The organism is Janthinobacterium sp. BCJ23, assembly GCF_059617945.1.
In genome coordinates this window covers 1292526-1315926 of the sequence record NZ_JCAQAW010000001.1, presented here as the reverse complement: position 1 = coordinate 1315926, position 23401 = coordinate 1292526, and the positions used below count along the sequence as shown (strand labels likewise).

Below are 23401 nucleotides of genomic sequence, written 5' to 3'. Positions count from 1 at the left end.
CAAAACGCATGTATTCGCTTTCCGATTTCGATTTTAATTTGCCGCAAGAAAACATTGCGCAAACTCCATTGGCCGAGCGCAGCGCCTCGCGCCTGTTGCATCTGGACGGCGACGCTCTGGTCGACCGCCAGTTCGCCGACATCGTCGGGCTGTTGCAGGCGGGCGACCTGCTGGTGATGAACGATACGCGTGTACTCAAGGCGCGCTTCTTTGGCGTCAAGGAAAGCGGCGGCAAGATCGAGGCGCTGGTCGAGCGCGTGCTCGATGACCGTACCGTGCTGGCCCAGGTGCGCGCGTCGAAGTCGCCGCCGCCCGGCTGCCGCATCCGCCTGGCCGACGCCTTTGATGTGACGGTCGGCCAGCGCGCCGGCGAGTTCTTTACCCTGCACTTCGAGGCCGACGTGTTCGAGCTGATCGAGGCGCATGGCCGGCTGCCGCTGCCGCCGTACATCGAGCACGATGCGGACGAATTCGACGAGACGCGCTACCAGACCGTGTTCAACAAGGTGCCCGGCGCTGTCGCCGCACCGACGGCCGGCCTGCATTTCGACCAGGCCCTGCTCGATCAATTAAAGGCCAAGGGCGTCAACTTCGCCTATGTGACCCTGCACGTGGGTGCCGGCACCTTCCAGCCCGTGCGCACCGAGGTGCTGGCCGAACACAAGATGCATACCGAGTGGTACACCATGCCGCAGGAAACCGTCGACGCCGTGCGCGCCGCGCAGCTGGCCGGGCGCGACGTGGTGGCCGTCGGTACGACCAGCCTGCGCGCGCTGGAGTCTGCCTCGCAAAGCGGCCAGCTGGTGGCGGGCAGCGCCGACACGGCCCTGTTCATCACGCCCGGCTATGCGTTTAAAACGGTGACGCGCTTGATCACCAACTTCCATTTGCCGAAGTCGACCCTGCTGATGCTGGTGTCGGCCTTTGCCGGCTATGCGCCGATCCGCAGCGCCTACGCGCATGCGATTGCGCAGAATTACCGTTTCTTCAGCTATGGCGACGCGATGCTGCTCACCACGCAATCGCGCGCTGCGCTGAACCTTGATACTCCCGTGAAAGGCTGACATGCTGGAATTTACGTTACTCAAGACCGACACGAGCGGCCTGACCAAGGCACGCCGCGGCACCTTGAAACTCAACCATGGCGTCGTGCAGACGCCGATCTTCATGCCAGTGGGCACTTACGGCTCCGTGAAAGCCATGTCGCCGCTGGAACTCAACGAGATCGACGCGCAGATCATTCTGGGCAACACGTTTCACCTGTGGCTGCGTCCTGGCAACACCGTCATGGAAAAATTCGGCGGCTTGCATGGTTTCATGGGCTGGAACAAGCCGATCTTGACGGACTCGGGCGGTTTCCAGGTGTTTTCCCTGGGCGCCATGCGCAAGATCACGGAAGAGGGTGTGCATTTCAATTCGCCGATCAACGGCGATAAATTGTTCCTGTCGCCGGAAGTGTCGATGCAGGTACAGCGCGTCCTGAATTCCGACATCGTCATGCAGTTCGACGAATGTACACCGTACGAAATCCAGGGCCGTCCGGCCACCATCGAGGAAGCGGCCAAGTCCATGCGCATGTCCTTGCGCTGGGCGCAGCGCTCGAAGGACGAGTTCCACCGCGGTGAAAACCCGAATGCGCTGTTCGGCATCGTGCAGGGCGGCATGTTCGAAATGCTGCGCGACGAGTCGCTGGCCAAGCTGGAAGAAATCGATTTCCCCGGCATCGCCATCGGCGGCCTGTCCGTCGGCGAGCCGAAGGAAGACATGATGCGCATGCTGGCCCACGTGGGCCCGCGCCTGCCGGCCAACAAGCCCCATTACCTGATGGGCGTGGGTACGCCGGAAGATCTGGTGGCCGGTGTGTCGAACGGTATCGACATGTTCGATTGCGTCATGCCGACACGTAACGCCCGCAATGGCTGGCTGTTTACCCGTTTTGGCGACATCAAGATCAAGAACGCCAAGTACAAGGAAGACCAGGCGCCGCTGGACGAGACCTGCAGCTGCTACGCCTGCCGCAATTTCTCGCGCGCCTACCTGCACCATTTGCACCGTTCCAAGGAAATCCTCGGTGCGCGTTTGAATACCATCCACAACCTGCATTACTACCTGGACCTGATGCGCCAGATGCGCGAAGCGCTGGACGAAGACCGTTTCCACGCGTTTACCCTGCAATTCCACGCGGAACGCGCACGCGGAACTTAAGAAAACCTTATCTGGCGCCCTGGCCGCGGCATGGCCTGAAGTTTTGTGTATTGGTGCTTGGACTGGGGCGACAAAGCATTGCATAATGCCTTTTTAGCCCCATTTGAAGCTGCCATGCCTGCAATTGGAGGCTTGGCGGATTGCCAATGCTAGAATACAGCGCTATTTTTTCAAACTGATTAGAACTGGAGTCACCGTGTTTTTCATTTCCAACGCTTATGCGCAAGCCCCAACCGACGCCCTGGGCCTCGGCGGCAACCTGACCAGCTTCCTGCCGCTGGTATTGATGTTCGTGGTCATGTATTTCCTGATGATCCGCCCACAGCAAAAACGCGCCAAAGAACAACGGGCGATGATGGACGCGCTGGCCAAGGGTGACGAAGTCGTTACCGCCGGCGGCATGCTGGGCCGTGTTGTCAAGGTAGTGGACGCTTACGTCACCATCGAAGTGGCGACCGGCACCGAAATCACGGTGCAAAAGAGCTCCATCACCACCTTGCTGCCTAAAGGCACCCTGAAGGCGCTGTAATTCCTCGCTGTCATTGCCAAAGCAATGATTGAACGGGGCGGCTATCCGCCGCCCCTCGCGACGCCTCCGACGCTCAACACTGAACGCTGAATCAATATGAATCGCTATCCTGCCTGGAAATACATCATCATCGTCGTCGCCTTATTGCTGGGCGCACTCTATACGGCGCCCAACTATTTCGGTGAGTCACCGGCGCTGCAAGTAACCAGCGGCAAGTCGACCGTCAAAGTGACGGGCGAGCTGATGACGCAAGTCGAGCAAATATTGACGAAAGAGAACGTCAAGTCGGAAGGTGTCACCATGGATGGCGCCGGCAACCTCGCCTCCGTGCGCGTGCGTTTCGCCGATCCCGATACCCAGTTCAAGGCGAAACTGGTGCTGGAAAAAGACCTGAACACCGATGCCAGCGATCCCGCCTACATCGTGACGGTCAATCTGCAAGCCAATACCCCATTGTGGATGCAAAAATTGCATGCCTTGCCCATGTTCCTGGGCCTGGACTTGCGCGGTGGCGTGCACTTCCTGATGCAGGTCGATGCGAAAGCCGTACTGAACAAGAAAGTCCAGGGCGTCCAGTCCGCCGCGCGTAGCGTGTTGCGCGACAAGAATATCCGCCACGCTGGCATCGAACGCGTGGGCGACAGCGTCCAGATCAACTTCCGCGACGCGGAAACGCGCGTGAAGGCAAAAAATGTCCTGTCCGACCAGATGACGGAACTGGCGTTCGCCGATGCGGGCGAAGGCAGCGATTTGAAACTGAACATCACCCTGAAGCCGGCCGCCCTGAAAGCCACCATCGATGAAGGCGTGAAACAGAATATCTCCACCCTGTCCAAGCGCGTCAACGAGCTGGGCGTGGCCGAGCCGCTGATCCAACAGCAAGGCCCTGACCGCATCGTGGTGCAATTGCCTGGCGTGCAGGACGTGGCCCGCGCGAAAGCCATTATCGGCCGCACGGCGACCCTGGAAGTGCGCCTGGTCGATGAAAGCATAGTGCCTGGCACCGAACTGTCGAGCGCCATCCCGTTCAACTCGGAACTGTTTACCGTCGGCAAGGGCGTACCTGTCGTGCTGGCGAAAGACGTGATCCTGACGGGCGACTATATCTCCAGCGCCACGGCCAGCTTCGACCAGAACCAGCAGGCGGCCGTATCGATCGACCTGAACGGCGACGGCGGCCGCAAGATGCGTGAAGCGACGCGCGAACGCGTGGGCAAGCGCATGGCCATCGTGCTGTTTGAAAAGGGCAAGCCGGAAGTGCTGTCGGTTGCCACCATCCAGCAGGAACTCGGTTCGCGCTTTCAGATCACCGGCATGGGCGGCGCGGAAAACGCGAATGAACTGGCGCTGCTGCTGCGCTCGGGCGCCCTGTCCGCACCGATGACCGTCATCGAAGAACGCACGATCGGACCGCAACTGGGCGCGGAAAACATCGCCAAGGGCTTCCACTCGACCCTGTACGGCTTCATCGCCATCGCCGTCTTCATGATCGCCTACTACATGCTGTTCGGTGCCTTCAGCGTGCTGGCCCTGGCCACCAACCTGCTGTTGCTGGTCGGCTTGCTGTCGATGATCCAAGTGACGTTGACCTTGCCCGGTATCGCCGCTATCGCGCTGGCGCTGGGTATGGCGATTGACGCCAACGTGCTGATCAATGAACGTATCCGTGAAGAGCTGCGCGCAGGCAATACGCCGCAAGCGGCGATCGCCGCCGGCTTCGACCGCGCCTGGGCCACGATTCTCGACTCGAACGTGACCACTCTGATCGTCGGCCTGGCGCTGCTGGCCTTCGGCAGCGGTCCTGTGCGCGGCTTCGCTGTTGTGCATTGCCTGGGTATTCTGACCTCGATGTTCTCCTCCGTGTTCGTGTCGCGCGGTGTGGTCAACCTCTGGTATGGCCGCAAGAAAAAGCTGACGACCTTGTCGATCGGCACGGTGTGGGTGCCGGGCACCAGCAAATAAGCGACGGCCCCGACTCACCCAATAGCGTCAACAGCGATCGCGTCCGGTGGCACAGCCGCCGGACGCACAGAATAGAACTCAGAGGATTTCATGGAATTTTTCCGGATCAAAAAAGATATTCCCTTCATGCGCCATGCGTTGATTTTCAACGTGATTTCGGCCGTGACCTTCCTTGCCGCCGTTTTCTTCCTGGTGCACAAGGGCTTGCACCTGTCCGTCGAATTCAAGGGCGGCACCCTGATGGAGGTGAAATACCCGAAGGCGGCCAATCTTGAAGGCATACGCGGCACCCTGATCGCCATGGGCTATGAAGAGCCGGGCGTGACCAGCTTCGATACGGCGCGCGACGTGATGATCCGCCTGCCGGTGGAAAATGGCGTCAGCGCCGCCAACACCTCGCAGCGCGTGTTTGAAGCCTTGTGCAAGGCCGAGCAAGGCTCGACCAAGGCCATCGACACCGTCACCGACAAGGGCGAGCATGTGCTCAAGAGCGCGTGTATGGATGCTGCCGGCAGCGAAGCGGTCGTCCTGCAGAAAGTTGAATTCGTCGGCCCGCAAGTGGGCGAGGAACTGGCGCAGAATGGCTTGAACGCGCTGGTGGTGGTGATTATCGGCGTGATGATCTACCTGGCCATCCGCTTCGAATGGAAATACGCTGTCTCGGCCATTATCGCCAACTTGCATGACGTGGTGATCATCCTGGGCTTCTTCGCCTTCTTCGAATGGGAATTCTCGCTGACGGTGCTGGCGGCCATTCTGGCGGTGCTCGGTTATTCCGTCAACGAATCGGTGGTGATCTTTGACCGTATCCGCGAAAACTTCCGCAAGCAGCGCAAGGCGACCGTGCATGAAGTGATCGACAGCGCGATTACCAGCACCATTTCGCGTACCATCATCACCCACGGCTCGACCCAGATGATGGTGCTGTCGATGCTGATCTTCGGCGGCCAGACCCTGCACCACTTCGCACTGGCGCTGACCATCGGTATCTGCTTCGGTATTTACTCGTCCGTGTTCGTCGCGGCCTCGATCGCCATGTGGCTGGGCGTCAAGCGCGAAGACTTGATCAAGCCGGTCAAGGAAAAAGACGAAACCGACGGCGCCGTGGTGTAAGCGCAGGTTTTTTGCAGCTTGAATGAAAGAACGATCACCGTTTGCGGTGGTCGTTTTTTTTTGTAACGGATGACGATGAAGCGTTTTTTATGGGTAGGCCTGATGGCAGGCGTGACGGCGCTGGCCGACGCCGCCGATTTCAGCCGTGCCGATGCCGCCAGCATCGCCATGCGCGGCCCGATTGCCGAGGGCGACGTGGACAAGCTGCGGCTGCTGGCTACGCCGGGCACCGCGCTGTTGCGCGTCAATAGCGATGCTGGCGACCCGCAGGCGGCGATGCAGCTGGGCCGCTATCTGCGCCAGCGGCAATGGCGTCTCGCCATCGACACCGTGTGCGCCGGTAGCTGCGCCCTGTATGTGTTCCCGGCCGCGCGGCATAAAAGCATACCCGACGGCGCCGTGCTGGCGCTGCAGGAATCGGCTTTCCTGCGCGCGCAGGTCGACCAGGCGCAGATGCGGCGCACCCTGGTTGAAGCTGGCGTGGCGGCCGAGGACCTGGACAGCGAAACGGTGGCGCTGGCGGCCCGCTTGGCGGAGACGGCGGCGCAGGAATCGGCGTTTGCCGCGGAGCTGGGCATCGCCCCCGCCTTTTACCGCGACTTCCGGCAAGTGGCGGCGCAGGCCGATAGCGTGCGCCAGCGCTTTCCCGACCAGGAGGCGGCCGTCTACTGGTGGCCGGCTGCCGCCCGCCTGCAGCGCTGCTATGGCATGGCCGGCGTGCAAGAGGGGACGCGCGCGGCGCGCCTGGCGCCCGACGGCTATCTGTACGTGCCGGCCCTGTCGGCCCTCGTCATGGGCGACCAGGCCTTGCAGGCCTGTCCATGAGCCGCAGCGGCCGTTTATTCCTGCTGATGGACGCCATGCGCGCCAGGCGCGTGCCCGTCACGGCGGCCCAGCTGGCGCAGCAGCTCGGTGTTTCCGAACGCACGATTTACCGCGATATCCAGACCCTGGCCGAACTGGGCGCGCCCCTGCAGGGCGAGGCCGGTATCGGCTATGTGCTGCGCCGCGGCGCATTCCTGCCGCCGCTGATGTTCGGTCCCGATGAACTGGAAGCGCTGGTGCTGGGCGCGCGCTGGGTGCGCCGGCAGGGCGATGCGGGCCTGGCGCAGGCGGCCAGCAATGCCCTGGCCAAGATCGCGGCCGCTTCGCCGCGCGACCTGCGCGACAGCATGGCCGAGACCAGCTTGTGGGTGCCGCTGGGGCGTCCCGCCGATGGCACGCAGCCGGCCGACCGTTACGTGCAGCCCGTGCGCGAGGCGATCCGCTACGAACAGAAGCTCACGCTCGCCTATCAGGATGAGCATGGCAGCGCCACTTCGCGCACGGTGTGGCCTTTCGCCCTGGCTTTTTTCGAAGGCAAGCGCCTGCTGGCCGCCTGGTGCGAGTTGCGCGGCGATTACCGGCATTTCCGCATCGACCGCATCGCCGACGTGCGGCAGCATGCGGAGCGCTATCCCACGCGGCGCCATGTACTGCTCGATGCCTGGCGCAAGGCGCACGATATCGACCCGGAATCCTGACATTCGCTCCTGACAAAAACTGTCAGTGACGGCGACTACGATGGTGGCTTCCTCACTCACCGGAGCTATCCATCATGCGCCTGTACCACCACCCCATGTCTTCGAATGCCCGCCGTGCCCTGATGACGGCGATCCACCTCGGCCTGCCTCTGGAGCTGGCCGAAGTCGACCTGATGAATGCGGACGATCGCCGCCGCCTGGCCGAACTGAACCCGAACGGCAAAGTGCCCGTGCTGGCCGATGGCGATTTCCTGCTGTGGGAATCGTGCGCCATCATGCAATACCTGGCCGAGCAGGTGCCGGGCCAGACGATTTACCCGCAGGCGCCGCAAGCGCGCGCCGACGTCAACCGCTGGCTGTTCTGGGCCGCGCAGCACTTTGCGCCCGCCATCAGCGTGCTGGCCTGGGAACGCGCCTGGAAAGGCATGACGGGCAATGGTCCAGCGGACCCGCTGGAAGAGGCGCGCGGCGAGCACGAACTGCATGCCTGTGCCGTGGTGCTGGATGCGCATCTGGCGCAGCGTGAGTGGCTCTGCGGCGATGCCTTGACCCTGGCCGAGTTCGCCGTCGCCGCGCCGCTGATGTACAGCGAGGCCGTGCGCTTGCCGCTGGCGCAATACCAGCACATCCAGGCGTGGTTTGCCCGCGTGCGCCAGCTGCGCGCCTGGCAGGAAACGGACGTGGAACTGTTGCCGGGATAATGTGTGCGCTAAGTGAGCCAGCGCACGGAGCTGGCGCGGCACAGCGCATAAGATAGGGCTGTCTCTTTCAGGACATCCCTAGCTTTGGACTTTACCCGCTTTCGAGCGGGTTTTTTTTGTTTGCCGCTATGGAAGCCTGGCACTGATAGTGAGTGCTCGCATCCGGTACGGCAGGCAGCCTAGTGCACGAGTACCTTCAGCAGCGATTGCACTTCATCATCCGATTCTTCCATGATGCTCGACAAGGTCGCATCGTCGCCGATCAGGCAATCGATGCTGCGCGCGGCGCGGGCGGCCCGCACGGCGATGGCGGCCGGGCTTTCATTGAGCGGTGACGAGACGGGCGCCAGGTCATTTGCCAGAAGCAGGGTGTCGCCCAGCGATTCGGGGGGGATGGCGCGCAAGCCTTCCCACAGCGCATCGATGGCGCCCCTGACCGCTTCCGGTACCTTCAGTTTGGCCAGGACACCGTGGCCGATGGCCTGTTCGCCATGTTCGACCCAGTCTTCCGGTTCGCCGTCGAGGATGCCGGGGAATTCGGCCGCGCGCGACAGCAGATAAAAGCCGCCCACTTCATGCATGATGCCGGCAAACAGGGCCGTATCGGGGTCCACCTTGGTGACGCGGCGGGCCAATACCTGCGACAGGGCCGCCACGTGGGCCGTATGCTCCCACAGCTGGTTGGCCTTCGCTTGCAGCACGGGATCGGTAATGGTGCTGCCCAGCTGGCGCACGATCAGCGATGCCACCACCGACTGCAGGGTACGCACGCCTAGCCGCTGCACGGCGTTGCGGACGCTGGTGATTTCATTGCCGGAACGGTTGAACGCCACGGAATTGGCGATGGCCACCGTGCGCGCGGCCAGCAGCGGGTCAGCCTGCACCAGTTTGGCGGCGGCCTCGATATGGCAGTCGGGATCGGCCAGCGCCTCTTGCAGCTTGAGCGAAGCGTCCACATTGGCAGGAAAGGTCAGCTCGCCACGAGCGGCTTGTGCGGCGATGCTTTTAAAGGCGTCGAGTCTGTTCATTGAAAAAATTATACTCGCAATATTTCCGTACGGAACTTTTTAACCATGATCTTTTCGCAAACAGCTTAGCAAAAGGCAAGCAAAGCCCCGTAAACGGAAAAAGGCATGCCCCGGTATCGGCGGCATGCCTCTTTTGATAACGCGAGCGTTATCAGTCTGCTTCGCTAAATATCGCGTCGCAGCCTTCAACGAGCTCATCGCTGTCTTCCAGCTCATCGGTCAAGCCCAGGTCGAACAATTCCTCGACGGCGTTCATGAAGCTGTTGTGCTTGGTGGCGCCGATCAGGCGATAGATTTCGCCGTCTTCGTTGCGCACGCCGATGATCAGTTTTTCCTGGCGCACCAGTTCCGGCGTGCTGGCGTTGAGCAGCAGGTTGCCGATGATGTGTTTATCGAAATGAGCAGGCTTTTTGCCTTCGAGCAGTGAGGTTTTCAACTTGGTTTCCTTTGTCTTGTTTGAATGTCGGTGCCTGGTGTATGGTCAGCCGTTGGCGATGGCCTGTTTCAGTCCCGCCAGGGTGCTTTCCAGACGTATGAAATCGTCTTCGGTATAGCCGTCGAACAGGCGCTGGCCCTGCGTTGTCAGCTTGGGGAACACGTCATGGAACACCTGTTCGCCCTCGCAGCTCAGGCGCACGTAATAGGAACGCTTGTCGCGTGGACAACGTTCGCGTATCACCAGCCCCTTCTGTTCCAGCCGGTCCACCACGCCCGTCAAAGTACCCTTGGTAATCAGGGTTTTCTGGCCCAGTTCCTTGTAGGACATGCCGCGGGTGTTGCCGAGCGTGGCAATGATGTCGAATTGCGCATGCGTCAAGCCGTACTGGCGCACGAAGTCGCCAGAAAACCGCTCGAAGCCTTGCATGCATTCGGCCAGCAGCCGGATACTTTTTAAATATCGTTCACCCATGGGGGTGATTATATCCTTCCGCTCCGCTTTTTTCCGCCGCGCCGGGATGCGCCCTTGCATGAGGGGCGCGACGGGGCGGAAGTCCGGTATCATGTGGGCAACTCAGCCCTTGCCCTTGGTCCGCCTCGCCGATGTCCTTCGCTAATCTTTCCCGTATCGGCCTCGACAAACCGCTGCGTTTGCTGCTGGTCCATGCCGGCGACGCAGAGTCGATTACCTGGGCCGGCTTGGTACAGCCGCTGCGCCTGTGCGCGCGGGCGCTGGGGCCGGACGCCCTGCAACTGGACGTGCGCACGCCGGAACAGGTGGCCGCGCAGGGCGGCAACTGGCATATCGCGCTGCTGGTGGCCGATGAGACGGAGGCGCCGCTGCGCGCCGAGCTGTGCCGGGCCGTGATCGAACGCTGCCGTTCGGCGCCGTTCTGGGGCGGCGTGGGCGCGGCCGTGCTGTGGCTGGCTGGCGCGGGCGTCATGGATGGCGTGCGCATCGCCTTGCCGTGGGCCCTGTATGCCGATGCGGAAGCGAAGGCCGAACGGGCCATCCTGACGCCGCACCTGTTCGACATCGACGGCCCGCACATCACCTGCTGCGGCGGCGCGGCCAGCATCGATTTTTCGCTGACCCTGATCGAGACCATTTTTGGCGCCGACGTGCAGGCGCTCGTCAAGGAAGCGCTGTGCGTGGACAAGGTGCGCGGCAAGGAAGAGCGCCAGAGGGTGGCCCTGCAGGCGCGTTTCGGCGTGCTGCAGCCGAAATTGTCCGAAGCGGTGACCTTGATGGAAGCCAATATCGAGGAACCGCTGTCGACCGACGATATCGCCAGCCTGGTGGGCCTGTCGCGGCGCCAACTCGAGCGGCTGTTCAAGCAATACCTGGGCAGCCTGCCATCGCGCTACTACCTGGAGCTGCGCCTGCGGCGCTCACGGCAACTGTTGCTCGATACACATTATTCCATTGTGCAAGTTGGCCTGATGTGCGGCTTTTCCTCGGGCTCGCACTTTTCCACGGCCTTTGGCACCCTGTTTGGCAATACGCCCCGGGAAGAGCGGCAAAGAAAGCTGATGCCGCCTGCGTGATTAAAGCAAGCCCGGCTGTGATGAATTGTGAAAATCCTTGTCGCAGATTCAAAAGAGTTTTAGCATCCCGCTTTTTATAATGCAGTACACACGTAGCTGTCGTAGCTGCGGAGTACCTAACATATTGATGGGGAAATGCTATGAATGCCAAGCTTGATTCGACCGTAACGGCTCGTCCAGTCACCCGGGAAACCTTTGACCAGGTCCTCGTTCCTACCTACGCCCCTGCAGCCATGGTGCCCGTGCGCGGTTCCGGACTGGATCTGTGGGACCAGTCAGGCAAGCATTACCTCGATTTCACCTCCGGCATCGCCGTCAACAGCCTCGGTCACTGCCATCCTGCGCTGGTCGACGTGCTGACCAAGCAAATCAATAATTTGTGGCATTTGGGCAACGGCTACACCAACGAGCCTGTCCTGCGCCTGGCGCTGGCGTTGACGGAAGCGACCTTCGCCGACCGCGCCTTCTTCTGCAACTCGGGTGCGGAAGCCAACGAAGCGGCCCTGAAGCTGGCGCGCAAATACGCGCACACTAAGTTCGGCGCGCACAAGTCGCGCATCATCTCGTGCTTCAGCTCCTTCCACGGCCGCACCCTGTTTACGGTGTCCGTCGGCGGTCAGGCCAAGTACACGGAAGGCTTCGAGCCGCTGCCGCCATCGATCGACCACATCGCCTACAACGACATCGAAGCGGCGCGCGCCGCCATCGGCGATGACGTGTGCGCCGTGATCGTCGAGCCGGTACAAGGCGAAGGCGGCGTGGTGCCGGGCAATCCGGAGTTCCTCAAGGAGCTGCGCGCCTTGTGCGACAAGACGGGCGCCCTGCTGATTTTCGACGAAGTCCAGAGCGGCATGGGCCGCACCGGCGCCTTGTTCGCCTACATGGGCTACGGCGTCACGCCGGACATCCTGACTGCCGCCAAGGCCCTGGGCAACGGCTATCCGATCGGCGCCATGCTGACCACGAATGAACTGGCGCAGACCTTGGCCGTCGGTACCCACGGCACCACCTACGGCGGCAACCCGCTGGCCGCCACCGTGGCCTTGACCGTGCTGGACACGATCAACACGCCGGCATTCCTGGCGCGCGTGAAAGAAGCGAGCGTCAACACCATCGCCATGCTGCAAGGCTTGATCACCGATTACCCGCAAGTGTTCTCCATCGTGCGCGGCAGCGGTTTGCTGCTGGGCCTGGTCGTCACCGATGCCTACAAAGGCCGCGCGAAAGACATCCAGAAAGCGGCCGAAGCGCAAGGCTTGATGGTGCTGATCGCCGGCATGGACGTGGTGCGCCTGGCGCCGGCCCTGATCGTCTCGGACGAGCAGATCGCCGAAGCGGGTCGTCTGCTGCGCGCCGCCATCGACGGCATGCTGAAAGCCTGAAGCTAGCCCCGCTCCCTGTTTGATCACCGGCCCGCCGCTTTGCTGCGGGCCGGCTTGGTTCTACCCCAGCATCGTCAGCATTGAAGGAGTACCCATGTATGTTGTCCGTCCGGTAGAAATTGCGGATATTGCAGCCCTCGAAGCGCTGGCCGCAGTCACCATGCCGGGTGTCCATACCCTGCCGAAGACGCGCGAAAAAATCGCCGCCTCCGTCGAGCGCTCCATCGCCTCGTTTGCCGCCCATGTCGACATCCCCAGCGAAGAGTCGTATCTCTTCGTGCTTGAATCACTGCTCGACAAGAGCATCTTTGGTACGGCCGCCATCTTCGCCTCGGCCGGCTCGAACGGCACCTATTTTTCCTTCCGCAACGACGTCATCCAGCAAGTCTCGCGCGACCTGAACATCAGCCACAGCGTGCATGCGCTGACCCTGTGCTCGGAGCTGACGGCGTACTCGCAGCTGTCCGGCTTCTATGTGCGCAACATGGAGCAGGCGGGCCTGGAAGCGGCCCTGCTGTCGCGCGCGCGGCTGCTGTTCGCCGTGCTGGCGCCGCACCGTTTCGGCGACCGCTTCTTCGTGCCGCTGGCCGGCATCACGGACGCCAATGGCCAGTCGCCGTTCTGGGATGCGCTGGGCCGCAAGTTCTTCCAGATGGATTTCCTCGATGCCGAAAAAGTCATCGGCGGTGCGCGCAACCGCACCCTGATCGTCGAACTGATGCCGCATTACCCCGTGTACGTGCCGCTGCTGCCCGGCGACGCGCAGGCGGCCATGGGCCAGATCCACCCGAGCGGCGAACTGGCGTTCAATCTGCTGACGGAAGAAGGCTTTGAAGCCGACGATTACATCGACATCTTCGATGGCGGTCCGATCCTGCAGGCGCACAAGCATGCGCTGCGCTCGTTTACGGGCTCGCTCACGCGCCGCGTCGTCGCCGGCGTCACGCCCAGCCGCACGGGCCTGAAAGTCAATTATGCGGTCGCTTCCGGCGCCGAGCGCAATTTCCGCGCCGTGACCTTTGCCTGCGATGCGCTCGAAGCGCAGGACACCATCGGTTTGCCGGCCGACCTGCTCGAGGCGCTGGCCGTGGCCGAAGGCGACAGCGTCATTTGCGTGCGTATCTAAGGGAGTCAATTTTATGCTAGTAGTACGCGCCATCAACGCCAATGACCTCGATGCCCTGTATGGCCTGGCCAGCCAGGTCGGCACCGGCATGACCACCCTCAAGCCGGACATGAAAATGCTGGGCGACCGCCTGGCCATCGCCTGCGCTTCGTTCGCCGAAACCATCCCGCCCGAAAAGCGCGACTACATGTTCGTCATGGAGGATACCGATACGGGCCGCCTGGCTGGCGTGTGCGCCATCAAGGGCGCCGTGGGCCTGGAAGAACCGTTCTATAACTACCGTATCGGCACCCTGGTCCATTCCAGCCGCGAGCTCGACGTGTTTACGCGCATGGAAACCTTGTACCTGTCGAACGACCTGACGGGCAGCACGGAACTGTGCTCGCTGTTTCTGCACCCCGATTACCGCAGCGGCAACAACGGCAAGCTGCTGTCGAAAAGCCGTTTCCTGTTCATCGCCCAGTTCCCGCAGCTGTTCACGGAAAAGCTGATCGCGGAAATGCGCGGCTACCAGGCGCCGGACGGCAGCTCGCCGTTCTATGAAGGCCTGGGCCGCCATTTCTTCAAGATGGATTTCCACCACGTCGACGATTTGACGAGCCTGGGTAAAAAATCGTTCATCGCCGAACTGATGCCGCGCCAGCCCATGTACGTGGCCTACCTGCCCGACGAGGCGCAGGAAGTCATCGGCAAGGTGCATCTGAGCACGGCGCCCGCGCGCCGCCTGCTGGAACAGGAAGGCTTGCACTTCGAAGGCTATGTCGACATTTTCGACGCCGGTCCCGTGCTGCAGGCGCGCGTCTCCGAACTGCGCGCCATGCGCGACAGCATGCCGGCCGTGCTCGACGCCGACGCTGCGCCGGAAGTGTGCGGCGACGCGTCCCAGGCCGAGCCTTACCTGGTGTCGAACACCGACCTGAAAGATTTTCGCATGATCGTCACCAGCGCCAATCCGCACAGCGGCAAGATCGCGCTCGATGACGATGAACTGCATCTGCTGCGCTGCCATCACGGCGACACCGTGCGCACCTTGTCACTCAACCCGAGGAAGCATCCCCATGTCTAACGTATTGAATCCATCTAGCGCAGCATCGAACTTCATCAACGGCGCCTGGCTGCCAGGCACGGGCCGTGAACTGGTCACCATCGATCCGTCGAACGGCAAGCAGACCTGGGCCAGCCTGGAAGCGACGGAGAACGAAGTCGAGCAGGCTTGCCAGGCCGCGCGCGCCGCCTTTGAAGCATGGGCCGATACGCCCGTCGAAGAGCGCATCGCCATCTGCGTGCGCTTTCGCGAACTGCTGAAGGAACATGCGGAAGCGCTGGCGCTGCTGATCTCGGAAGAAGTGGGCAAGCCGCTGTGGGAGTCGCGCACGGAAGTGGCCACCATGGCCAACAAGATCGATATCTCGGTGCAGTCGTACAACGCGCGCACGGGTATCACGCAAAGCAAGATCGCCGATGGCGACGCCGTGCTGCGCCACCGTCCGCATGGCGTGTTCGGCGTGTTCGGTCCGTACAATTTCCCCGGCCATCTGCCGAACGGCCACATCGTGCCGGCCCTGATCGCCGGTAACACCATCGTCTTCAAGCCCAGCGAATATGCGCCGCGCACGGCCATCAAAACCGTGCAGCTGTGGCAACAGGCCGGCTTGCCGGATGGCGTCGTCAACCTCGTCAACGGCGGACGCGACACGGGCGTGGCCCTGGGTGCCAATCCGCATCTCGACGGCGTGCTGTTTACGGGTTCGTGCCAGACGGGCATCAGCCTGCATCGCCAGTTCGGCGGCCAGCCGGGCAAGATGCTGGCGCTGGAAATGGGCGGCAACAACGCCCTCGTCGTGTGGGACGTCAAGAACGTCGACGCGGCCGTGCACCACGCGATCTTCTCCGCCTTTGTGTCGGCCGGCCAGCGCTGCACCTGCGCGCGCCGCCTGGTGGTGCAGGATAACGCCGCTGGTGCCGCTTTTGTGGCGCGCCTGGTGGAAGTGGCCGCGAAACTGGGTATCGGCGCGTCCGACGCCCAGCCGCAGCCGTTCATGGGCCCAGTCGTGTCGAGTGCCGTGGCAAAACGCCTGGTGCAGGCGCAGGCGGACATGGTCGCCAAGGGCGGTACCACCTTGCTGCAGATGCGCCAGTTGAATCCCGAGGCGGGCTTTGTGACGGCCGGCATCGTCGACGTGACTAGTGCTGCCGGCATTCCCGACGAAGAGTGGTTCGGCCCACTGCTGCAAGTGGTCCGCGTGGCCGATTTCAATGCGGCCCTGAAGGTGGCCAACGCCACGGAATTCGGCCTGGCAGCAGCGCTGTTGTCCGACGATCCCGCCCTGTGGCAAACGTTCCAGACGCGCGCGCGCGCCGGCATCGTCAACTGGAACCGTCCGACCACGGGCGCGGCCAGCACGGCGCCGTTTGGCGGCATCGGCAAGTCGGGCAACCACCGTCCGAGCGCGTATTACGCGGCTGACTATTGCGCCTACCCGGTCGCCTCGATCGAGAACAGCGCGCTGGAAATGCCGGCCAAGCTGTCGCCCGGCCTGAATTTTTAAGGAAACTCCCCATGCACAGCACGCGTGAATACAATTTTGACGGCCTGGTCGGGCCATCGCATAACTATGCGGGACTCTCGTTCGGTAATGTGGCCTCGTTCAGCAATGTGAAAAGCACTTCGAATCCGAAGCAGGCCGCCTTGCAGGGCCTGGCGAAGATGCGCGCCCTGGCCGCGCGCGGCTTTGCGCAAGCATTGCTGCCACCGCAGGACCGGCCGAATTTCCGCCTGCTGCGCTCCATCGGTTTCACGGGCACGGACGCCGAGGTGCTGGCGCGCGCCTACAAGGAATCCCCGGTGATTCTGGCCTGCGCGTATTCCGCCTCGCCCATGTGGACGGCGAATGCCGCCACGGTCAGCCCGTCGGCGGACACGCAAGATGGCCGCGTGCATTTCACGGCCGCCAACCTGAATAACAAGCTGCACCGCGCCTTCGAGCACGCGCAGTCGGCGCGCAGCCTGCGCGCCATTTTCAGCGACGACAAGCACTTCGCCGTGCACGGTGCGCTGCCGTCGACACCGGCCTTCGGCGACGAGGGCGCGGCCAACCACACGCGCCTTGGCGCCAGCCACGGCGCGCCATCGGTGGAATTGTTCGTGTATGGTCGCGTGGAGTTCGACCCGTCCGCGCCATCGCCGAAGCGCTACCCGGCGCGCCAGACCCTGGAAGCGTCGCAAGCCGTGGCGCGATTGCATGGCCTGGACGCGAAGCGCACCGTGTACGTGCAGCAGAATCCGGACGTGATCGACCAGGGCGTGTTCCATAACGACGTCATCGCCGTCGGCAATGGCAATGTGCTGTTCTATCACGAGCAGGCGTTTGCCGATGAAGAAGCAAGCTTGTCGCAGTTGCGCCGCGCCGTCGCCGCCACGGGTGCGCAACTGGACGCGCTGCGCGTGGACACGGGCCAGGTGCCGATCCAGGATGCGGTGACCAGCTATCTGTTCAACAGCCAGTTGCTGACGAAAGAGGGCGGCAAGATGGCGCTGGTGATACCGCAGGAATGCCAGGAAAACCGCGCCGTGTCGCGCTACCTGGAAGGCCTGGTGGCCAGCGGTGGACCCATCGATGAACTGATTCATTTCGACCTGCGCCAGAGCATGCGCAACGGCGGCGGGCCCGCCTGCCTGCGTTTGCGCGTGGCGCTGACGGAAACCGAGGCGCGCGCCATGCACCAGGGCGTGATCATGACGGAAACGCTGTACCATCGGCTGGTGCAGTGGGTGGAAAAACACTACCGCGACCATCTGGAGCCGGGCGACCTGGCCGATCCGCAGCTGGCGCTGGAAGTGCATGCGGCGCTTGAAGAATTGACGATCATCCTCAACTTACCTGGATTGTACGACTTGTAGGCGATAGAAAAACACACAGAACATCCGAGACAACTATCCGTAGCACAGACAGAATTGGACGGGCGACCCCCGTCTCTTGACACCGCTGCCGCCCAGCCACAAGCCCGAACGACAGCGTTGGACATTCACATTACCGTAATGGAGATGCAAGATGAATCACACGCCACAAGATTTGCGTACACAAACGCTGGAGTTGATTAACGCGGCTGGCAATGCAGGCAAGGCGGCAGCGCCTGTCGTGCAGCTGGTGCAGGCATGGCTCGACTCGCTCGACGCCGAAGACCTGGCCGATATCGCGCCCGACAGCCTGGCGCCCGTGCTGGTCGACGGCTTCACGCAAGCGGCCAAGCGCACCGGCAACGGCTGCCAGATCGCCACCCTGCGTTATGCGGATGGACGTGGCGGCATGGCGAGCGCCTTGCTGATCCTGAACGAAGACATGCCTTACCTGGTCGACTCCATCGTCATGGCCATGCGCCGCCAGCACCTGGCCGTGCGTGGCGTGATGAACACCGTGCTGCCCGTGCGCCGCGCCGCCGACGGCAGCGTCGAAGCGGTGCGCCAGCCGGGCGACCCGCTCGAATCGTATGTGCTGGTGCTGCTCGACGAAGAGCTGGCGCCGCAAGCCCAGGCCGCGCTGGTCGCCGCCCTGGAGACGGTCGCGCGTGACGCGGCCGTCGTGCGCCGCGATAGCGCCGCCATGAGCGAGCGCCTGGCCGCCGTCGCCACGGCTGCATCGCAGCATGGCGAAGAAGGCGCGGAAGTGGCGGCCTTCCTGGAGTGGGCCCGCAGCGGCGGCTTTGAAGTATTTGGTTACGCCTACTACCGCGTCAAGCCGGGCGTGCGCGAACTCGAACGCGACATTCCGAGCCGCGTCGGCGTGCTGCAGGATACGGCGCACTCCGTCTACGGCACCTGCCTGGCGAACATCCCGGGCGACTTCGACACCCTGGCCAAGCGCGATTCGGCGCTGTCCATCGTCAAGGCCGACGTGGCGGGCACTTTGCACCGCGACCAGCAGCTGGACTTCATCGGCGTGCGCGACATGGATGCGCAAGGCGCGATCCTGGGCGAGCATTGCTTCGTCGGCCTGTTCACCCGTGCAGGCAATTCCACCCCGCTGGCGGCGCTGCCGTTTGCGCGTGGCCGCGTGGCCAAGGTTTTGAGCCTGGCCGGCGTGCGCCAGCAAGGCTTCCGTGCCGAGAAATTCCGCGAAATCCTTGAGTCCTTGCCGCGCACGGAAGCGCTGGAAGCGGATCTCGACTGGCTGGCGCAAGTGTGCGGTTCCGTCGTTTCGCTGTACAAGCAGCCGCGCACCAAGGTCTTCGCGCGCCGCGACGTGTATGCGCGCCACCTGAACGTGCTGGTCTACCTGCCGCGCGAGCGCTACAGCGCCAGCGTCGCTTCGAGCCTGGCAAAAGCCCTGCAAGCCAGTTCCGGCGCCACGCACGTGAGCATGCAAACCCTGGTGGCCGACGGCCCCCTGGCGCGCGTCTACCTGATCGCCCATGCCGCGCGCTACCCGCTGGACCTGGAAACGGATATCGAACAGCCGCTGCTGAGTGTGCTCGATGGCTGGCATAACGGCTTTGCCGCCGTGGCCGACGCCGTGCCCGACGTGGCCCTGCGCACCAGCCTGCGCAAACTGTGCGCCACCCTGCCGCTCGATTACGTGGCCGCCACCGCGCCGGCCGTCGCCTTCCGCGACCTCGACACCATCCTGCGCAATACGGATCCGTCGCACGTGGCCGTGCGCATCGAGACGGGCGCCGTCACCACCATCCGTTTGTACTCAGCCAACAAGGTGCCGCCGCTGTCGACCATCCTGCCGGCACTGCACAACGCGGGCGTGGCCATCGACCGCGAACAGGCGTATTCCGTTTCGCTGGCCGACGGCACGCGCTATTTCGTCACCAGCCTGACAGTCGATGCCGCCAGCGCGGCGAAACTGGCGCAGCCATCCGTCGTCGCCGTGGCGCAGGAATTGTTTGCCGCCCTGTTCAACGACACGGCCGAAGATGGCCGTTTGAATGGCCTCGTCATCGAAGGCGGCTTGTCGACGCGCGAAGTGCAACTGGTGCGCGCCTATACCAGCTACTGGCGCCAGACGGGCAGCCGCTTCTCGGTGCGCTACATCGCCGAAAGCCTGCGCAAGCAGCCGGCCCAGGTCAAAGCCCTGGTGGAAGCGTTCCTGCAGCGCTTCGATCCTTCGCTGTCCGACGCGCAGCATGCGCAAGCCCTGGAAAGCATCGCCGCCATCAAGGCCGGCCTGCCCTCCGTGAACCATGCCGATACCGAGGAAATCCTCGGCGCGCTGGCCGACCTGATGGCCGCCACCCTGCGCACCAGCTACTTCCAGAACAATCAACAAGGCGACAAGATCATCTTCAAGTTCGACACCAGCAGCCTGGCGCTGGTGCCGGAACCGCGTCCTTACCGCGAGATTTTCGTCTTCTCGCGCCGCTTCGAAGGCGTGCACCTGCGCGGCGGCCCTGTCGCCCGCGGCGGCTTGCGCTGGTCCGACCGCATGGAAGACTACCGCACGGAAGTCCTGGGCCTGGTGAAAGCGCAGATGGTCAAGAACGCCGTCATCGTGCCGGCCGGCGCGAAGGGCGGTTTTGTCTGCAAGATGATGCCGAAGGACGCCGTGCGTGAAACCATCGCGGCCGAAGGCGAAGCCGTCTACCGCCTGTTCATTTCCAGCCTGCTGGAAGTAACGGACAACCGTTCGCTGGGCAATATCGTCCCGCCAGTCGATACCGTGTGCTTCGATGAAGCCGATCCGTATCTGGTGGTCGCTGCCGACAAGGGCACGGCCACGTTCTCGGACATCGCCAACGGCATCGCCGTGCAGCGCGGTTTCTGGCTCGGCGACGCGTTTGCCTCGGGCGGCTCGAACGGCTACGACCACAAGAAACTGGGCATCACCGCCAAGGGCGCGTTCGAAGCCGTGAAGCGCCACTTCTATGAAATGGATCACGACCTGAACACCACCCCAATCACTATGGTCGGCGTGGGCGACATGTCGGGCGACGTGTTCGGCAACGGCGTATTGCTGTCGCGCCAGCTGAAACTGGTGGCCGCGTTCGACCACCGCCACATCTTCCTCGACCCGACACCGGACGTCGCCGTCTCGTTCGAGGAACGCGCGCGCCTGTTCGCCTTGCCGCGCTCCTCGTGGGACGACTACAACAAGGAGCTGATCTCCGCAGGCGGCGGCGTGTATCCGCGCACCGCCCGCACGATCGAACTGTCGCCGCAGATCCGCGCCGCGCTCGATATCGCCGAGACCTCGCTGCCGCCGGAAGAACTGATGCACCGCATCCTGAAGTCGCCCGTGGACCTGTTCTACAACGGCGGCATCGGCACCTACATCAAGGCGTCGACGGAGAGCCACGCGCAAGTGAAAGACCGCGCGAATGACCACATCCGCGTCAGCGGCAATGAGCTGCGCGTGAAAGTCGTGGCCGAAGGCGGCAACCTCGGTGCGACGCAGGCGGGCCGTATCGAGTTCGCGCTGGCCGGTGGCCGCATCTTCACCGATGCGATCGACAATTCGGCCGGCGTGGATTGCTCGGACCATGAAGTGAACGTGAAAATCTGGCTGGACGTGGAAGTGAACGCGGGCAAGCTGACGGAAGAAGAACGCAACCGCGAGCTGTATGCGATGACGGACGACGTCGAGCGCCTGGTCTTGCGCGACAACACGCAGCAGACGCATTTGCTGGTGCGCGAGTTGCAGGCGCAAAGCGAGAGCGCCGTGCAGGATGGCTATGCCGCCCTGATCGCCAGCTTGGAAGAAGAGGGCGCGCTGTCGCGCGATCTCGAGCAGCTGCCGTCGGTGGCCGAACTGGCACGCCGCAAAGCCGACGGTCGTGGCCTGACCACGCCGGAACTGGCGGTGGTGATCGCCAACGTGAAGAACCGCTTCAAGCGCATCCTGTCCGCCTTGCCGTTGACCGGCGAAACGTGGGCCGAGCCGGTGCTCAAACCGTACTTCCCATCGTTGCTGGTGGAAACCCGTTCGGCGCTCGACCACCCGCTGGCCAACGCCATCCTGGCAACCGTGCTGGCCAATGAAGTGATCAACCGCTGCGGCCCGCTGATGATCCGCAACCTGGCGGCGGAACACGGCGTGGACGAATCGGCCGTGATCCTGGCCTGGGGCCAGGCATGGGTGGCGCTGAACCTGGCGCCCGTGTTCGACGCGCTCGATGCGGATGCCTTGACGATTCCACGCGACGTGTCGATCAAGGTCGATGCGCAAACGCGCGTGCTGCAGCAAACGATGATCGCCGGTGTCTTGTCGGTGCCGGCCGAGCAATTGCGCGGCGCCGGCCTGGCCGAACTGACTCGTTTGTTTGGCGCGGAATCGAAGCGTGAGCTGCTCAAAGCCGTTGGCATCAAGTCGGAAGCGGCGCTGGTGCCGGGTCTGAGTCCGGCCTTCGTGCAGGCGTGGGATGCGGTCGACGCGCTGGAAGTCGTCGCCGGCTTCCTGTTCCCGGCCCTGTCCGTGCCGCGTCCTGCCTCGATGGACCTGGCTTCCTTCCTGCAACTGGGCCTGGCCCTGCGCAGCCAGGCAGGCATCGACACCTTGGAACGTGGCCTGAAGCTGGCCGCGCAAGGCAAGTCGCAGGAACAGTTGCGCAACTACGCGCAGCAAGCGCTGCGCCGCACGCAACAGCGTCTGCTGACGCAGGTGCTGGCCCGTGCCGAGCAAGGCAATGCGGGCCAGGCCGTCGATGCCGTGACGGGCGCGCTGGGTCTGTCGGCCTATGTGGCGGCGACGGAACTGGAGCAAGCCATGCTGGACGTGTGGACCTTGTCGGAAGCCGTGAATAAAATCACGTCGAAAACCCCAGCGGAAGCGGCGGTGTAATGACGCAAAAAGTAACACAGGTAGTGCAGGATGCTGGCGACTTGCCGCCAGCCGTGCAGGCGCTGGCGCAGGCCGATTTCAGCGGCGTGGCCCGGTTGTTTTCGGACGCCGGTTTCACGGTGGCCTTGCCGGCGCCCGGCATGCTGCAGGTCGTCAAGCCGGGAGCCGGCCGCGCCAGCGTGGCCGTCTCGGTGGGCGTGCATGGCGACGAGACGGGACCGATCGAAGTGCTGGCGCATCTGCTCGACGCCTTGTCGCGCGATGCATCGAAGCTGGCCGTCGATTTGCTCGTTTGCGTGGGCAATGTCGATGCGATCCGGGCCGGCAAGCGTTTCATCGACGCCGACCTCAATCGCATGTTCCGCCCCGTGCGGGGCAGCCTGGCGCAAGCGGCGGAAAGCGCGCGTGCCGATGAAATGATCGCCGCGACAACAGCGTTCTTTGCAGCGGCCGGTCCCGTGCGCTGGCATCTGGATTTACACACGGCCATCCGGCCGTCCGTGTACCCCACGTTTGCCATCGTGCCGGACCTGGTGGCCGACGACGCCAAGGCGCAGCTGATCGATTGGCTGGGCCAGGCGGCCATCGGCGCCATCATCATGAACCCGCAGTCGGCCGGCACGTACAGTTATTATTCGGCCGAGCATTTCGGCGCGGCCGCCAGCACGGTGGAACTGGGCCGTGTGGGCACCCTGGGGCAGAACGATTTGTCCCTGTTCGACGACGTGTCGCGGGCGCTCGACGGCTTGCTGCGCGGCTTGCCTGCGCAGCCCGTCAAGGCGCAACCGCACGTGTTCAAGGTGGCGCAGGAAATCATCAAGCACAGCGATGAATTCCGCATGGCTTTTGACCGCAGCACGCAGAATTTCACGTCGTTGCCGCAGCACGCCGTGATCGCCAGCGATGGCGACCATGTGTACACGGTGCGGCATGCGGAAGAGCTGGTGGTGTTCCCGAACCCGGACGTGCGCGTGGGCTTGCGCGCGGGACTGATGGTGGTGCGCGTGTCCTGATCTTCAAGCCATGTACAGAGCAGCAGGCGCCAGCCGGGGAAACCCGTCTGGCG

19 protein-coding genes are annotated in these 23401 nt (G+C 63.2%); 16 read left to right on the top strand and 3 right to left on the bottom strand.

Going from position 1 to position 23401, the window contains the following annotated elements; all coding sequences use genetic code 11:
• Nucleotides 1–8 precede the first annotated feature (8 nt).
• The 8 genes from queA (at nt 9) to AC54AG_RS05865 (ending at nt 8033) form a co-directional block, all read left to right on the top strand.
• Complete coding sequence (gene queA / locus AC54AG_RS05900; RefSeq protein ID WP_496629697.1) at nt 9–1064, top strand: tRNA preQ1(34) S-adenosylmethionine ribosyltransferase-isomerase QueA; 1056 nt, start codon at nt 9–11, stop codon at nt 1062–1064.
• Nucleotide 1065: 1 nt separating this feature from the next.
• Nucleotides 1066–2205, top strand: a complete 1140-nt coding sequence (tgt, locus tag AC54AG_RS05895; protein WP_034745502.1) for a tRNA guanosine(34) transglycosylase Tgt — start codon at nt 1066–1068, stop codon at nt 2203–2205.
• A 196-nt stretch (nt 2206–2401) separates the two neighbouring features.
• Entirely contained in the window at nt 2402–2734 is a 333-nt protein-coding gene (yajC, locus tag AC54AG_RS05890; protein ID WP_034745505.1) for a preprotein translocase subunit YajC, read from the top strand.
• A 96-nt stretch (nt 2735–2830) separates the two neighbouring features.
• On the top strand, nt 2831–4696 hold the full coding sequence (gene secD / locus AC54AG_RS05885; RefSeq protein ID WP_034745508.1) for a protein translocase subunit SecD: 1866 nt from the start codon (nt 2831–2833) through the stop codon (nt 4694–4696).
• 90 nt (nt 4697–4786) lie between these two features.
• A complete protein-coding gene (secF, locus tag AC54AG_RS05880; RefSeq protein ID WP_034745511.1) occupies nt 4787–5809 on the top strand; it encodes a protein translocase subunit SecF in 1023 nt (340 codons plus the stop codon).
• A gap of 75 nt (nt 5810–5884) precedes the next feature.
• On the top strand, nt 5885–6634 hold the full coding sequence (locus tag AC54AG_RS05875; RefSeq protein WP_331777319.1) for a hypothetical protein: 750 nt from the start codon (nt 5885–5887) through the stop codon (nt 6632–6634).
• Nucleotides 6631–7332 carry a helix-turn-helix transcriptional regulator gene (locus AC54AG_RS05870; RefSeq protein WP_198521338.1) on the top strand — a complete coding sequence of 234 codons (702 nt, stop codon included), beginning with the start codon at nt 6631–6633 and terminating at the stop codon, nt 7330–7332. The genes AC54AG_RS05875 and AC54AG_RS05870 overlap by 4 nt, the downstream gene beginning before the upstream one ends.
• A gap of 74 nt (nt 7333–7406) precedes the next feature.
• Nucleotides 7407–8033 carry a glutathione S-transferase family protein gene (locus tag AC54AG_RS05865; RefSeq protein WP_072457327.1) on the top strand — a complete coding sequence of 209 codons (627 nt, stop codon included), beginning with the start codon at nt 7407–7409 and terminating at the stop codon, nt 8031–8033.
• Between the two features lie 179 nt (nt 8034–8212).
• Here AC54AG_RS05865 and AC54AG_RS05860 read toward each other — a convergent pair whose 3' ends face one another.
• The 3 genes from AC54AG_RS05860 to AC54AG_RS05850 form a co-directional block, all read right to left on the bottom strand.
• Nucleotides 8213–9061 carry an HDOD domain-containing protein gene (locus AC54AG_RS05860; RefSeq protein WP_034745523.1) on the bottom strand — a complete coding sequence of 283 codons (849 nt, stop codon included), beginning with the start codon at nt 9059–9061 and terminating at the stop codon, nt 8213–8215.
• A gap of 151 nt (nt 9062–9212) precedes the next feature.
• Nucleotides 9213–9497: a hypothetical protein gene (locus AC54AG_RS05855; protein WP_034745526.1), complete on the bottom strand. Its 285-nt coding sequence runs from the start codon at nt 9495–9497 to the stop codon at nt 9213–9215.
• A 45-nt stretch (nt 9498–9542) separates the two neighbouring features.
• Entirely contained in the window at nt 9543–9971 is a 429-nt protein-coding gene (locus AC54AG_RS05850) for a MarR family winged helix-turn-helix transcriptional regulator (RefSeq protein WP_034745529.1), read from the bottom strand.
• A gap of 131 nt (nt 9972–10102) precedes the next feature.
• On the opposite strand from AC54AG_RS05850, the gene AC54AG_RS05845 reads away from it, so the two are divergent.
• From AC54AG_RS05845 to AC54AG_RS05810, 8 genes are all read left to right on the top strand, one after another.
• Complete coding sequence (locus AC54AG_RS05845) at nt 10103–11047, top strand: GlxA family transcriptional regulator (RefSeq protein ID WP_070302836.1); 945 nt, start codon at nt 10103–10105, stop codon at nt 11045–11047.
• Between the two features lie 140 nt (nt 11048–11187).
• Nucleotides 11188–12429, top strand: coding sequence for an acetylornithine/succinylornithine family transaminase (astC, locus tag AC54AG_RS05840; RefSeq protein WP_034745535.1), 1242 nt, complete (start codon nt 11188–11190; stop codon nt 12427–12429).
• A 94-nt stretch (nt 12430–12523) separates the two neighbouring features.
• Nucleotides 12524–13555, top strand: a complete 1032-nt coding sequence (locus tag AC54AG_RS05835) for an arginine N-succinyltransferase (RefSeq protein ID WP_331777318.1) — start codon at nt 12524–12526, stop codon at nt 13553–13555.
• Between the two features lie 13 nt (nt 13556–13568).
• Nucleotides 13569–14621 (top strand): arginine N-succinyltransferase, encoded by a 1053-nt coding sequence (astA, locus tag AC54AG_RS05830; RefSeq protein ID WP_331777317.1) that lies wholly within the window; start codon nt 13569–13571, stop codon nt 14619–14621.
• Complete coding sequence (astD, locus tag AC54AG_RS05825) at nt 14614–16104, top strand: succinylglutamate-semialdehyde dehydrogenase (protein WP_331777316.1); 1491 nt, start codon at nt 14614–14616, stop codon at nt 16102–16104. The genes astA and astD overlap by 8 nt, the downstream gene beginning before the upstream one ends.
• 11 nt (nt 16105–16115) lie before the next feature.
• Nucleotides 16116–17456: an N-succinylarginine dihydrolase gene (astB, locus tag AC54AG_RS05820; RefSeq protein WP_331777315.1), complete on the top strand. Its 1341-nt coding sequence runs from the start codon at nt 16116–16118 to the stop codon at nt 17454–17456.
• Nucleotides 17457–17607: 151 nt separating this feature from the next.
• Nucleotides 17608–22335, top strand: coding sequence for an NAD-glutamate dehydrogenase domain-containing protein (locus tag AC54AG_RS05815; protein ID WP_496629696.1), 4728 nt, complete (start codon nt 17608–17610; stop codon nt 22333–22335).
• A complete protein-coding gene (locus AC54AG_RS05810) occupies nt 22335–23348 on the top strand; it encodes a succinylglutamate desuccinylase (RefSeq protein WP_496629695.1) in 1014 nt (337 codons plus the stop codon). The genes AC54AG_RS05815 and AC54AG_RS05810 overlap by 1 nt, the downstream gene beginning before the upstream one ends.
• Nucleotides 23349–23401 lie beyond the last annotated feature (53 nt).